This window comes from Mesorhizobium sp. 131-2-1 (assembly GCF_016756535.1).
Lineage (GTDB): Bacteria > Pseudomonadota > Alphaproteobacteria > Rhizobiales > Rhizobiaceae > Mesorhizobium.
This window is the reverse complement of sequence record NZ_AP023247.1, coordinates 3,288,415-3,300,920: the sequence shown is the minus strand read 5'-3', so window position 1 is coordinate 3,300,920 and position 12,506 is coordinate 3,288,415. Positions and strand designations below refer to the sequence as shown.

Sequence of the window (12,506 nt, the reverse complement as noted above, 5' to 3'; positions counted from 1 at the left end):
AATCCCACCACGGCTCAAGTGGCCGGGCGGCACGCATCCGCCCTGCCCAGATTGCGAATGCCGCGCCGAAAAACGTCGCAAGGGAAGTTGGCCGCAGTCGCCGAACTCTGTAGAGTGCTCTATGGGCTCACTGCGGAGGGCTGGCGGGCATTGCGCCTCGCCGGGCAGGCTCAACAAGCCGGCCTCATCAAAAGTCTGTCGATTGCCTTGGGAGGAACTGCCTCATGAAAACGCGCGCCGCTGTCGCTGTCGCCGCCGGAAAGCCGCTGGAGATCATGGAGGTCGACCTCGACGGCCCGCGTGACGGCGAGGTGCTGGTCGAGATCAAGGCCACCGGCATCTGCCACACCGACGAATTCACCCTGTCGGGCGCCGATCCCGAAGGCCTGTTCCCGGCCATCCTCGGCCACGAGGGCGCAGGCGTCGTCGTCGATGTCGGCAAGGGCGTCACCTCGGTCAAGAAGGGCGACCACGTCATCCCGCTCTATACGCCCGAATGCCGGCAGTGCCCGTCCTGCCTGTCGCGCAAGACCAACCTGTGCACCGCCATCCGCGCCACGCAAGGCCAGGGCCTGATGCCGGACGGCTCGTCGCGCTTCTCGATCGGCAAGGACAAGCTGTTCCACTACATGGGCTGCTCGACCTTCTCCAACTTCACCGTGCTGCCGGAGATCGCGGTCGCCAAGGTCAATCCCGACGCCCCCTTCGACAAGATTTGCTACATCGGCTGCGGCGTCACCACCGGCATCGGCGCCGTGATCAACACGGCCAAGGTCGAGCAAGGCGCCACCGCCGTGGTCTTCGGCCTCGGCGGAATCGGCCTCAACGTCATCCAGGGCCTGAAGCTCGCCGGCGCCGACATGATCATCGGCGTCGACCTGAACAACGACAAGAAGCCCTGGGGCGAGAAGTTCGGCATGACGCATTTCGTCAATCCGAAGGAGATCGACGGCGACGTCGTCCCGCATCTCGTCAACATGACAAAGCGCGGCGCCGACCAGATCGGCGGCGCCGACTATACCTTCGACTGCACCGGCAACACCAAGGTCATGCGCCAGGCGCTCGAAGCCTCCCACCGCGGCTGGGGCAAGTCGGTCATCATCGGCGTCGCCGGCGCCGGCCAGGAGATTTCGACCAGGCCGTTCCAGCTGGTCACCGGGCGCACCTGGATGGGGACCGCCTTCGGCGGCGCGCGCGGCCGCACCGACGTGCCGCGGATCGTCGACTGGTACATGGAGGGCAAGATCCAGATCGACCCGATGATCACCCATACGCTGAAGCTGGAGGACATCAACAAGGGTTTTGACCTCATGCATGAGGGCAAGTCGATCCGGAGTGTCGTGGTTTACTGAGGAAACCGCACGCCGCCGGCCAGCCGGCCAGCGACCTCTGTGGTGAAACATGGGAGGAATGGAATGGCGGAAAAACTGCATCCAAAGATCGACAACGGCCTGCCGAAGGAAAGCGCCAGCTTTTCCGGCGGCACACTGGTCTGCGCCTGCACCAGCAAGCCGGTGAAGGTGAAGGTCAAGGGCCAGATCGCCCACAACCATGCCTGCGGCTGCACCAAATGCTGGAAGCCTGAGGGCGCGCTATTCTCCGTCGTGGCCGTGGCAGGCACCGGCGACGTCACCGTCGTGGAGAACGGCGACAAGCTCAAAGTGGTCGATCCGAGCGCTCTGATCCAGCGCCATGCCTGCACCGGCTGCGGCGTCCACATGCATGGCCCGGTCGAACGCGACCATCCGTTCAAGGGCCTGAGCTTCATCCATCCCGAGCGTTTCGAGGAGGACGGCTGGTCGCCGCCGGGCTTCACCGCCTTCGTGTCCTCGATCATCGAATCCGGTGTCGATCCGAGCCGTATGGACGGCATCCGGAAACAGTTGAAGTCGATTGGTCTCGAACCCTATGACTGCCTCAATCCCGGCCTGATGGACTATATCGCCACCTGGACCGCGAAGAAGTCCGGCGCATTGCCGGCCTGACGACCGACCAGATCACATCAATGGGGCCGGAACGACGTGATCCGGCCCCATATTCATTGGACTGAACGATGCCCGCACCTGAAATCTATGTCGACGCCGACGCCTGCCCGGTCAAGGCCGAGGTCGAGAAGGTCGCGGAACGCCACGGCATAGTCGTCACCTATGTTTCCAATGGCGGCCTGCGCCCCTCGCGCGATCCGATGATCCGCAACGTCGTGGTGTCCAAGGGCGCCGACGCGGCGGACGACTGGATCGTCGAGAACGCCAAGTCGAACGACATCGTCGTGACGGCCGACATCCCGCTTGCCGCGCGTACCGTGGCGCTTGGCGCCCATGTGCTCGGCCCGACCGGGCGTCCCTTCACTCCGGAGACGATCGGCATGGCGGTGGCAATGCGCGACCTGAGGCAGCATCTGCGCGAGACCGGCGAAAGCAAGGGCTACAATGCCTCCTTCGCGCCGCAGGACCGCTCGCGCTTTCTTGGCGAGCTCGACCGCATCTTGCGGCGGGCGTTGAAATCCGTCACACCGGACTGATCCGAGCGCCTTCAGGGCCGAGGCCATGGTTGACGACACATCCGTCAAAACGCCGATGCATCGGCACGTGCAGTTCGCTTTGTCGGCGACCATTGGCATTGTCGCTTTGCTGCTGGCGCTGGTCTTGCGCGTGCCACTCCCCTATTCGATCGGCGCCAACGCCTTCTTTGCCGCTTATGTCGGCCTCGTACTCGCCCTGATGCCGCGGCTGACCGGCCACTATCTCAGCAGGAACGCGCGCGCTACCGACCTCCCCGTACTGGGTATCTTTGCCGTTACGCTCTTCATCGTCGCTGTCGCCACCGTTTCGCTGTTCCAGCTGATCAACCAGAAGGACGCCGCGCATCCATTCGAGCTCGGCTTCGCCATGCTCTCGATTCCGCTCGGCTGGTTCGCTATCCACGCCATGGCGGCGCTCCACTACGCGCACGTCTACTGGATGGACGGCGCCGAGGTCGATGCCAACACCAAGAAAAAGATGCCGGTTGGCGGCCTCGACTTCCCCGGTGACAAGCGGCCCGAGGGCTGGGATTTCCTCTATTTCGCGACCGTGATCGGCATGACCGCCCAGACCGCCGACACCGCCATCACGACCTCGCACATGCGCCAGGTCGTCCTCATCCATTCGATCCTGGCGTTCTTCTTCAACACGGTGATCGTCGCCACCGCGGTCAACCTGGCGGTCAGCCTCGGCAGCCCGTAATAAATCCGTGATCGCATGAAACATCACTTGGGCCGGCGACGTATTGGGAGGAGAACGAATATCTGAACGGCCGGGAGAACGAAAACCGATGGAAACCGTTGCCAGGAGCGAGCCCGCCGCCGATGCGCAAGCCGCATCGAAGGACGCCACGCTGATTTACCGCCAGTCCCGCTGGACGCGCCTGACCCACTGGCTCTGGGCCATCGCGCTGTTCTTCATGTTGCTTTCCGGCCTGCAGATCTTCAACGCCCGCCCCCAGCTCTATATCGGCAAGGAATCCGGCTTCGGCTACAACAACACCGTCTTCGCCATCGGCGCCGAGAACACCGATCAGGGTCCGCGCGGCTACACCGAGATCTTCGGGCATCGGTTCGACACGACGGGCGTGCTCGGCTGGTCGGGACCGCCTGGACAGGAGACGCCGCGCGGCTTCCCGTCATGGGCGACGATCCCGTCCTACTACGACCTCGGCACCGCCCGCGTCGTGCATTTCTTTTTCGCCTGGGTGCTCTCCGCCACCTTGCTCGTCTGGCTGATCGCCGGCCTGATCAATGGCCATGTTCGCCGCGACCTCGCCCCGCGCCTCGACGATATACGGCGCCTGCCGCGGGATATCGTCGACCATGCGAAGCTGAAGTTCCATCACACGCGCGAATACAATACGCTGCAGAAGATGGCCTATGGCGGCGTGCTGTTCGTGCTCCTGCCGCTGATGATCATCACCGGCCTTGCCATGTCGCCCAGCATGAACTCGGTGTTGCCGTTCCTCAACGACCTGCTCGGTGGAAGGCAGACGGCGCGCACGATCCATTTCACCGCAATGGTGCTGCTCGTCGGCTTCTTCATCATCCACATGGTGATGATCCTTGCCGCCGGCCCGATCAACGAATTGCGCTCGATCATCACCGGCTGGTACCGCACCGACCCGCCGGCGCATGATGACAGCTCGCGCGAGAGGAGCGCCTGAGATGGCGAAGTTTCAGATCAACCGCAGGAAATTCCTGACCTCCGCCAGTCTCGGCCTGTCCGGTATCGCGTTGTCCGGCTGCGATGCCTTCGACAGCGGTCTCGGTGTCGGCGGCGGCCTGCGCAGCTTCCTCGAAAACGCCAACGGCCTGACATACCGGGCCCAGCGCCTGCTGGCCGGCCGCGACGCGCTGGCCCAGGAATTCACCGAGGCCGACATCCGCCAGCCGCAGCGGCCGAACGGCGTCACCGCGCCCGACGACGACACCTACAAAGGGCTGCTTGCCAACAATTTCGCCGATTGGCGCCTCGAAGTCTCCGGCCTTGTCGAGAAGCCGCTGTCGCTCACCCGCGAGCAGCTTCAGAACATGCCGAGCCGCACCCAGATCACCCGCCACGACTGCGTCGAAGGTTGGAGCTGCATCGCCAAATGGACGGGCACGCCGCTGTCCCTGGTTCTCGACCAGGCGGTCGTGAAACCCCAGGCCCGCTATGTCATGTTCCATTGCCTCGACACGATCGACCGCAGCCTCTCCGGCGACGTCAAATATTACGGCACCATCGACCTGATCGATGCCCGCCATCCGCAGACGATCCTGGCCTACGGCGTCAACGGCAAGCCGCTCCCGGTCGAGAACGGCGCCCCACTGCGCGTGCGTGTCGAGCGCCAGCTCGGCTACAAGATGCCGAAATACATATACAAAATAGAGCTGATCGACAGTTTCGCCGCGATCGGCGGCGGCCGCGGCGGCTATTGGGAAGACAATGGCTACGACTGGTACGGCGGCATTTGATGGCGCCTCGCCTGCAAGCCGAGCACGATCTGTCGTCACACGACCTCGGTGCCATCGAGGAACGCCTCAACGCCGACAACCGGCGTATCGCAGGCCGCGACGACGATCGGGGCCTTGTCTTTGCCGTACGGGACGAAGCGGGGCGCGCAATTGGCGTTGCCGCCGGTTATTCGTGGGCAGGCATCGCCGAGCTCGAATTGATGTGGGTTGAGCACGAAGTTCGGGGCCGTGGCTACGGCAGAGAGCTGCTCGACGCCTTTGTCGCCGAGGCCGCAAGCCGCGGTGCGCGGCGAATCTGGGTCGCGACGCACGACTTTCAGGCGCCCGCCATGTACGAAAAGGCTGGTTTCGAGCGTATGGCCGAATTTGCCGGGTGGCCCGAAGGCCACTCCAATTTCATTCTTTGCAAGACAATAGCCGCGAACGGCTAGGCGACCTTGTCGAGCAGCGGCTTCAGCAACGGGTGGATTTCCGGCGAGGCGTGCTTGATCAGCGTCAGCAGCGCGCGCTCGTTTTCGCTGAGCGGCCGCTTCGTGCCGATCCGCTCGGCCAGCCATTTCGCCTCGCCGGCATCGACCGTCTCGGCGCGGCGGGCCATTGCTTCGGCTGCCCGGTTCCTGGCTTCCCAATCGGCCTCGATATCGTCAGGTGAGCGGTAGGCTTCGATGATGCCGGCGAGCCCGCCCGATACCATGCGGCCAAAGAAGCCGCCAATTCCGGGGTCGGCATCGTCGAGGAAGTTCTCCTGGCGCAGCGCCACCTCGCGCGTCGGCGCCTCGTAGCCGGCCGAGCACATGACGAAATTGGCGATCGCCTTGACGAACAGCTCGTTCCAGGACGGATCGTTGCTGGCCGCCGCGGTGCTCTCGTTGATCCTGAACAGCACATCCGCCTCGGCGCGGGTGATCGCGATGTTGCCGTCGCCGCCATAGGCGTGGAGGATGCGGCGCAGCAGATCGACCTCGGCCTTGGCCACCAGTCCCGAAACCAGTTGGCCGCCCAGCATCAAAGGTCCCTTGCCGTCGATCACCGCATGCGCGACCTGCTCCAGCGCATAGACCGAAAGCCGACTGGGCGACGATTTGGCTTTCTCCAGCACATGCACCACGAGTTCGAGCTCGGTCAGGCTGTCGACCATGCCATCGCGCGAGATCGTCCGGATCAGCCAGTCGGCATTCTCCTCGGAGATATAGCCCTCCGGCTTCTCCTGATGGACGATGTAGTCGGTGACCGCCTCGACGAAGAACGCGGGCCATTCCTGGCATTTGTCGCGCGCCGTCTGGTCGAGCGCGAACAGCGCCTCGGCCTCGCCACGGCTCACCACGCCGTCGCCGAACACCTCGCGGCGCAGCATCGTGACGTCCTCGGCCGTGATGCGGTTCTTGGAGGTCAGCCCCGCCACCGGAGCGCTCATGATCAGTTCGCCCATTGTTGGTCCCCGTCGCCGCCGGAATAATCCGGCCCCAAGCATCGTTTCGCAGCGATGTATCAGAAGTGTCTTGAGAAACCGGCAAGCGCCGTGGTTAGCGAAGACTTGTCAGTAAGATGTCGCTGGCAGGTGACAAGGTGTCGTTGACGGGCTATGGATGACGAGTCGAGGGCTCAACCCTGAGTCCTACCTGTTTGCGGGAGAGAGCAGCGAGAGCTGCCGCCGAAGGGGAAATCGCCCGAAATCTCTCAGGCAAAAGAACCGTAGACGGGAAAGACACTCTGGAAAGTCGGGGCTCACGCCCCGCGCCGAAGGTGTAAGCGCTGCCGACAGAGTTACGGGGCGCGAGTCTCTCAGGCTTCAGACAGAGGGGCACGGACTGGTCGCCATCAGCGGCCGATTGCGTGCGACTCTGGAGATGACATGACGGGCGACCAAGCCAGACACCTACCCCTCGAGGATCTGCATATGACCGCAGGCGCGCGCTTTGGCGCGTTCGCCGGCTGGTCGATGCCGCTCACCTATCCCGCCGGCGTGATGAAGGAGCACCTTCATACCCGCGAGCATGCCGGCCTGTTCGACATCTCGCACATGAAGCTGTTTCTGGTCAGCGGTCCGGGTGCCGCTGCGCTTCTCAACCGCGCCTGCCCGCTCGACGCCGGCGCGCTCGGCATCTCGCAGTCGAAATACACCTTCTTCCTCAACGAGGCTGCCGGCATCATCGACGACCTTATCGTCACCAGGCTTGGCGACGAGCGCTTCATGGTCGTCGCCAACGCCGGCAATGCCGCCGTCGACGAGAAGCATTTGCGGGCGCTCGCCGCCGATTTCGACGCAAAAGTGGACGCGCTCGACCGCGTCTTCCTGGCGATCCAGGGGCCGGAAGCATGGGCCGCCCTCGCCCGCGCCGGAATGGAGACCGGCTCGCTGCTGTTCATGCACGGCATCGAGCCGCGCCAAAACTGGTTCATGAGCCGCTCCGGCTATACCGGCGAGGACGGTTTCGAGATCGGCCTGCCGGAAGCGGATGCGCGGGACCTGGTGGCCACGCTGCTGAAGGACGAGCGCGTGCAGTGGATCGGCCTCGCCGCCCGCGACTCGCTGCGACTGGAGGCCGGGCTCTGCCTTCACGGCCAGGACATCACCGAGGAGTTCGATCCGGCCAGCGCGGGCCTGATGTGGGCGATTCCCAAGGATGTTCGCGCCGCCGGTCATTTCATCGGTGCCGACGCGCTGCGCGCCATACTGGAGCGCGGCCCGGCGCAAAAGCGCGTTGGGCTGAAGCCGGACGGCCGCCAGCCGGTGCGCGCGGGTGCTGCGCTTTTCGATGCCGACGGCAATCCGGCCGGTCATGTCACCTCGGGTGGTTTCGGCCCGTCGGCCGGTCATCCGGTCGCCATGGGCTACGCCAACACCGCGCTGGCCAAGCCCGGAACAAGACTGTTCGCCGATGTCCGCGGGACGAAAATCCCGATCGATATCAACCCATTGCCCTTCACGCCTCATCGCTACCGCAAAGGATAAGTCCCGATGGCAAAGACCTATTTCACCGAAGACCACGAATGGCTCCGTGTCGAAGGCGGCGTCGCCACCGTCGGCATCACCGACTACGCGCAGGAGCAGCTCGGCGATCTCGTCTTCGTCGAACTGCCGGAAGTCGGCCGCAAGCTGGCCAAGGGCGACACCGCCGTCGTGGTCGAATCCGTCAAGGCCGCGTCGGATGTCTACGCGCCGGTCGACGGCGAGATCACCGAGGCCAACAGCTCGCTGTCGTCGGATCCGTCGCTGGTCAATTCGGCCGCCACGGGCGACGGCTGGCTGTGGAAGATGAGGCTCGCCAATGAAGGCCAGCTCGACGGGCTTCTGGATGAGGCCGCCTACAAGGCCCATATCGGTTGAGAGCAGGACAGTTATGATGACCGCATCACTCACCCCCTTCTCGGCCCGCCACATCGGCCCAGGCCTCAACGACGTCAGGGCCATGCTTGCCGTAATCGGCGTCCCGTCCGTCGAGACGCTGATCAGCCAGGCCGTGCCGAGATCGATCCGCCTCGACCAGCCGCTGACCCTGCCCGCGCCGGCCAGCGAAGCCGAAGCACTGGCCGAATTGTCGGCGACGATGGCTAGGAACACCGTGCTGAAGAGCTTTATCGGCGCCGGCTACCACGGCGTCCATGTGCCGCCGGTTATCCAGCGCAACCTGTTCGAGAACCCGGCCTGGTACACGGCCTACACGCCCTACCAGGCCGAGATCAGCCAGGGCCGGCTGGAAATGCTGTTCAACTTCCAGACTCTGGTCGCCGAATTGACCGGTCTGCCGGTGGCGTCGGCCTCGCTGCTCGACGAAGCCACCGCCGTCGCTGAGGCAGTGGGCATTGCCCTTCGCCATCACCGCGACAAGCGCACCAAGGTGGCGATTGCCGGCACGCCGCATCCGCAGACGCTGGACGTCGTGCGCACCCGCGCCGAGCCGCTCGGCACCGAGGTCGACGGCGAGACGATCGACGACAACACCGCCGCCCTGCTCGTCTCCTGGCCGGACACCTTCGGCGTCTATGGCGACCACAAGGCGGCGATCGAGAAAGCCCGCGCCAGCGGCGCGCTGGTCATCTTCATCGCCGATCCGCTCGGCCTGACGCTGACCGATGCCCCGGCCAAACTGGGCGCCGACATCGCCGTCGGCCCGATGCAGCGCTTCGGCGTGCCGATGGGCTTCGGCGGCCCGCATGCCGCCTATTGCGCCGTGTCCGACAAACTGACCCGGCTGATGCCCGGCCGCCTGGTCGGCCAGTCCACCGACAGCAAGGGGCGTCCCGGCTACCGGCTGGCGCTGCAGACGCGCGAGCAGCATATCCGCCGCGACAAGGCCACCTCCAATATCTGCACCGCGCAGGCGCTGCTCGCCAACATGGCGACCGCCTACGCGATCTGGCACGGCCCGGCCGGTCTGCAGGCGATCGCCGAGCGCATCCATGGGCTCGCCAGCCGCCTGGCCACCGGCCTCACGGCATCGGGCGTGTCTGTGCTCGGTGCCGGCCGCTTCGACACGGTGACGGCTGAGGTGAAGGGCGAGGCCAAGGCTATCGCCGCAGCCGCCGAAAAGACCGGGCGGCTGCTGCGCGTCATCGATGCCGACCATCTCGGCATCGCCTTCGACGAGACCTCGACCGAGGCCGACCTCGAGGCGATCGCCGGCCTCTTCGGCGCCAAGGCCGCCGCGGCGGCCGATCGCACCGTACCGGGAAAGCCGCGCGGCAAGGAGTTCTTGACCCAGCCGGTCTTCCACGAGAACCATTCCGAGACGGACATGATGCGCTTCCTGCGCCGGCTGGCCGACAAGGACCTGGCGCTCGACCGCGCCATGATCCCGCTCGGATCCTGCACCATGAAGCTCAATGCCGCCGCCGAGATGATGCCGGTGAGCTGGCCGAGCGTCGCCAACCTGCATCCCTTCGCCCCTGCCAGCCATTCGGCGGGCTATCGCGCCATGGTCGGCGAGTTGGAAGGCTGGCTGTCGGAGATCACCGGCTTCGACGCAGTCAGCCTGCAGCCCAATGCCGGCAGCCAGGGCGAATATGCCGGCCTGCTCGCCATCCGCGCCTATCACCGCTCGCGCGGCGAAGGCCACCGCACCGTCTGCCTGATCCCGTCCTCCGCGCATGGCACCAATCCGGCGAGCGCGGCGATGGCGGGCATGAGCGTCGTCGTCGTGCGCTGCCTGGAAGACGGCAACATCGACATGGACGACATGCGGGCCAAGGCCAACGAGCATTCGAAGAATCTCGCGGCGCTGATGTTCACCTATCCCTCGACGCATGGCGTCTACGAGGAAGGCGCGCGCCATCTCTGCGCCCTCATCCACGAGCATGGCGGCCAGGTCTACTTCGATGGCGCCAACCTCAACGCCCTGGTCGCCCTGGCGCGGCCCGCCGACATCGGCGCCGACGTCTGCCACATGAACCTGCACAAGACCTTCTGCATCCCGCATGGCGGCGGCGGTCCGGGTGTCGGTCCGATCGGCGTCAAGGCGCATCTGAAGCCCTATCTGCCGGGTCACGTCACCGAGGGCTCGGCGCATGCCGTGTCGGCCGCACCCTTCGGCAGCGCTTCGATCCTGCCGATCACCTGGATGTACATCCGCATGATGGGCGCCTCCGGCCTGAAGCAGGCCACGGAGACGGCCATCATCTCGGCCAATTACATGGCGACGCGGCTCGCGCCGCACTTCCCGCTCCTCTACAAGGGCAGGCACGACCGCATCGCGCATGAGTGCATCCTCGACACGCGCGTGCTGAAGGAGAGCGCCGGCATCAGCGTCGACGATATCGCCAAGCGCCTGATCGACTATGGCTTCCATGCGCCGACCATGTCGTTCCCGGTCGCCGGCACGCTGATGGTCGAGCCGACCGAGTCCGAGCCAAAGCGCGAGCTCGACCGTTTCTGCGAGGCGATGATTGCAATCGCCGGCGAGGCGGCCAAGGTGGCGAAGGGCGAATGGCCCCTCAACGACAACCCGCTGGTCAACGCGCCGCACACCGCGGCGGAAGCGCTGGCCGGCAGTTGGACGCATCCCTATTCGCGTCTGGAAGCGGCCTATCCGGCAGGCGATGCCGACACATCGGCCAAATACTGGCCGCCGGTGTCGCGCATCGACAATGTCGCCGGCGACCGCAACCTGGTCTGCTCCTGCCCGCCGCTATCGGAATATCTGGGCGCCGCCGAGTAGCGCCCGGGAGCGATCAGGCGGAACGCAAGGCCGGCCCGTCGGCCTTGCTCGCTTCGCTAAGGACAAGCACGCGGTTCCGTCCGGCGTGCTTTGCCGCGTAGAGAGCCTTGTCCGCTTCGGCCAGCACATCGTCGAGGCTGCTGCCGCCGGCCTTGCCGAAGCCGATGCCGCCGCTGACGGTGCTGCGCAGCGGGCCACGCGGGGTTGGCACGACCTCGGCGCCGAAGGCGACGCCGATCTTGCTAGCCAGCTCATAGGCCTTGTCTTCGGTCATGCGCGACATGACCAGCGCGAATTCCTCGCCACCCAGCCGGAAGGCGTCGACGCCGGTCCGGTTATATTTGCGGATGACGGCGGCGAAGCGGCACAGGACCTTGTCGCCGACCGGATGGCCGAACAGGTCGTTCGTCTTCTTGAAGTGATCGAGATCGAACATCACCACCGACATGAACGGACCGAAGGCGCGCTCGCCATAGAGCGAGGTCAGCGCCCGCCGGTTCATCAGCCCGGTCAGCGGATCGGTCAGGGTCTCGGCCTTCAATTCGATCTGCGCCTGCAGATGATGCAGCGAAAGCGTCAGCGCGCCGAGACCGGTCATACAGGCGACCGCAACGACGGAGTTCAATCCCTCTGCCCAGTTGTCGGGGGCGATACCGAGCACCCAATGGCCACCGACCAGGAGCACTGCGCCGCAAAGGCCGAAGGACAGCCCGCAGACGCCGCTCAAAAACGCCACGACAAGCAGAATCCGCCGGTCGTGGCCGCCCCCCTTGGTCCAGAACATCACGCCGATCACACCAAGCAGCGCCGTCACCGTCGCATAGGTGATGATGAAGCCGACGCCGTCTAGGCCGAGATAGGTGACGGCCGCGCAAACGATCATGGCAAGCAGGGTAGGCACGATCACACGCCTGTAGCCGGGCACGCTGAGATACTGCATGGACGACAGGCAGATGGCCAAAATGCCCAGGCTGAGCAGCGCAAGGACAGCCTGGCACAGCAAGGGGCTGGGTTCCTTCGTGTACCGCCAGAACAGCACTACATGCGCGACAAGCACGAGCATGCCGCACGCCACCGTCAGCACGAAATGCGCCCGCGGCGCGGTGAACCAGATCGCTAACAGCGTGATGCTGAGGCACGAGCCCGACAGCGCCGCCGCGAGCAGGAGCGAACTAAAATCCAACATTCTTGGGCGCAGCCTCATGGGAGTCGACGGTGCACCCGCATTCTAGGTTAACGGCGGCCCGCCGATACAGTTTTCAGCTAAGCTTTCGACGCAACCTTCGGACAAGGTTTACAAAGCGTCCACTACTATGAAGGGCAGATGCGAAGACTAGAGACGTTCTGGTTTATATTGAAACAGTTCT

12 protein-coding genes and 1 riboswitch are annotated in these 12,506 nt (G+C 64.9%); of the genes, 10 read left to right on the top strand and 2 right to left on the bottom strand.

What is annotated here, in order from left to right:
• The first annotated feature begins 224 nt into the window (after positions 1-224).
• From JG743_RS15810 to JG743_RS15780, 7 genes are all read left to right on the top strand, one after another.
• Positions 225-1,352: an S-(hydroxymethyl)glutathione dehydrogenase/class III alcohol dehydrogenase gene (locus JG743_RS15810; protein ID WP_202302139.1), complete on the top strand. Its 1,128-nt coding sequence runs from the start codon at positions 225-227 to the stop codon at positions 1,350-1,352.
• Positions 1,353-1,415: 63 nt separating this feature from the next.
• The gene (gfa, locus tag JG743_RS15805; protein WP_202302137.1) at positions 1,416-1,985 is read left to right on the top strand and encodes an S-(hydroxymethyl)glutathione synthase; all 570 of its coding nucleotides are present in this window, start codon (positions 1,416-1,418) and stop codon (positions 1,983-1,985) included.
• Between the two features lie 68 nt (positions 1,986-2,053).
• A complete protein-coding gene (locus tag JG743_RS15800; RefSeq protein WP_202302135.1) occupies positions 2,054-2,521 on the top strand; it encodes a YaiI/YqxD family protein in 468 nt (155 codons plus the stop codon).
• A 25-nt stretch (positions 2,522-2,546) separates the two neighbouring features.
• Positions 2,547-3,224, top strand: coding sequence for a DUF1345 domain-containing protein (locus tag JG743_RS15795; RefSeq protein WP_202302133.1), 678 nt, complete (start codon positions 2,547-2,549; stop codon positions 3,222-3,224).
• A gap of 88 nt (positions 3,225-3,312) precedes the next feature.
• Positions 3,313-4,191 (top strand): cytochrome b/b6 domain-containing protein, encoded by an 879-nt coding sequence (locus tag JG743_RS15790; protein WP_202302131.1) that lies wholly within the window; start codon positions 3,313-3,315, stop codon positions 4,189-4,191.
• Position 4,192: 1 nt separating this feature from the next.
• A complete protein-coding gene (locus JG743_RS15785) occupies positions 4,193-4,984 on the top strand; it encodes a molybdopterin-binding protein (protein WP_202302129.1) in 792 nt (263 codons plus the stop codon).
• A complete protein-coding gene (locus JG743_RS15780; RefSeq protein ID WP_202302110.1) occupies positions 4,984-5,415 on the top strand; it encodes a GNAT family N-acetyltransferase in 432 nt (143 codons plus the stop codon). Before JG743_RS15785 ends, JG743_RS15780 begins: the two co-directional genes overlap by 1 nt.
• On the opposite strand, the gene JG743_RS15775 is transcribed toward JG743_RS15780, so the two are convergent.
• On the bottom strand, positions 5,412-6,413 hold the full coding sequence (locus JG743_RS15775) for a hypothetical protein (protein ID WP_202302108.1): 1,002 nt from the start codon (positions 6,411-6,413) through the stop codon (positions 5,412-5,414). The genes JG743_RS15780 and JG743_RS15775 overlap by 4 nt on opposite strands.
• 187 nt (positions 6,414-6,600) lie before the next feature.
• Positions 6,601-6,687: riboswitch (glycine riboswitch) on the top strand.
• A 149-nt stretch (positions 6,688-6,836) separates the two neighbouring features.
• On the opposite strand from JG743_RS15775, the gene gcvT reads away from it, so the two are divergent.
• Genes gcvT through gcvP form a run of 3 tightly spaced genes read left to right on the top strand, consistent with a single transcriptional unit; the run spans position 6,837 to position 11,139 of the window.
• Complete coding sequence (gcvT, locus tag JG743_RS15770; RefSeq protein ID WP_202302106.1) at positions 6,837-7,937, top strand: glycine cleavage system aminomethyltransferase GcvT; 1,101 nt, start codon at positions 6,837-6,839, stop codon at positions 7,935-7,937.
• Positions 7,938-7,943: 6 nt separating this feature from the next.
• Entirely contained in the window at positions 7,944-8,312 is a 369-nt protein-coding gene (gene gcvH, locus JG743_RS15765) for a glycine cleavage system protein GcvH (RefSeq protein ID WP_202302104.1), read from the top strand.
• A 13-nt stretch (positions 8,313-8,325) separates the two neighbouring features.
• The gene (gene gcvP / locus JG743_RS15760) at positions 8,326-11,139 is read left to right on the top strand and encodes an aminomethyl-transferring glycine dehydrogenase (RefSeq protein ID WP_202302102.1); all 2,814 of its coding nucleotides are present in this window, start codon (positions 8,326-8,328) and stop codon (positions 11,137-11,139) included.
• A 13-nt stretch (positions 11,140-11,152) separates the two neighbouring features.
• Here gcvP and JG743_RS15755 read toward each other — a convergent pair whose 3' ends face one another.
• Positions 11,153-12,325 (bottom strand): GGDEF domain-containing protein, encoded by a 1,173-nt coding sequence (locus JG743_RS15755; protein ID WP_202302099.1) that lies wholly within the window; start codon positions 12,323-12,325, stop codon positions 11,153-11,155.
• Positions 12,326-12,506 lie beyond the last annotated feature (181 nt).

Excerpts from the sequence above, each read along its gene's own strand:
- JG743_RS15810 (WP_202302139.1), top strand. The coding sequence starts at position 225 with ATGAAAACGCGCGCCGCTGTCGCTGTCGCCGCCGGAAAGCCGCTGGAG.
- gfa (WP_202302137.1), top strand. The coding sequence starts at position 1,416 with ATGGCGGAAAAACTGCATCCAAAGATCGACAACGGCCTGCCGAAGGAA.
- JG743_RS15800 (WP_202302135.1), top strand. The coding sequence starts at position 2,054 with ATGCCCGCACCTGAAATCTATGTCGACGCCGACGCCTGCCCGGTCAAG.
- JG743_RS15795 (WP_202302133.1), top strand. The coding sequence starts at position 2,547 with ATGGTTGACGACACATCCGTCAAAACGCCGATGCATCGGCACGTGCAG.
- JG743_RS15790 (WP_202302131.1), top strand. The coding sequence starts at position 3,313 with ATGGAAACCGTTGCCAGGAGCGAGCCCGCCGCCGATGCGCAAGCCGCA.
- JG743_RS15785 (WP_202302129.1), top strand. The coding sequence starts at position 4,193 with ATGGCGAAGTTTCAGATCAACCGCAGGAAATTCCTGACCTCCGCCAGT.
- JG743_RS15780 (WP_202302110.1), top strand. The coding sequence starts at position 4,984 with ATGGCGCCTCGCCTGCAAGCCGAGCACGATCTGTCGTCACACGACCTC.
- JG743_RS15775 (WP_202302108.1), bottom strand. The coding sequence starts at position 6,413 with ATGGGCGAACTGATCATGAGCGCTCCGGTGGCGGGGCTGACCTCCAAG.
- gcvT (WP_202302106.1), top strand. The coding sequence starts at position 6,837 with ATGACGGGCGACCAAGCCAGACACCTACCCCTCGAGGATCTGCATATG.
- gcvH (WP_202302104.1), top strand. The coding sequence starts at position 7,944 with ATGGCAAAGACCTATTTCACCGAAGACCACGAATGGCTCCGTGTCGAA.
- gcvP (WP_202302102.1), top strand. The coding sequence starts at position 8,326 with ATGATGACCGCATCACTCACCCCCTTCTCGGCCCGCCACATCGGCCCA.
- JG743_RS15755 (WP_202302099.1), bottom strand. The coding sequence starts at position 12,325 with ATGTTGGATTTTAGTTCGCTCCTGCTCGCGGCGGCGCTGTCGGGCTCG.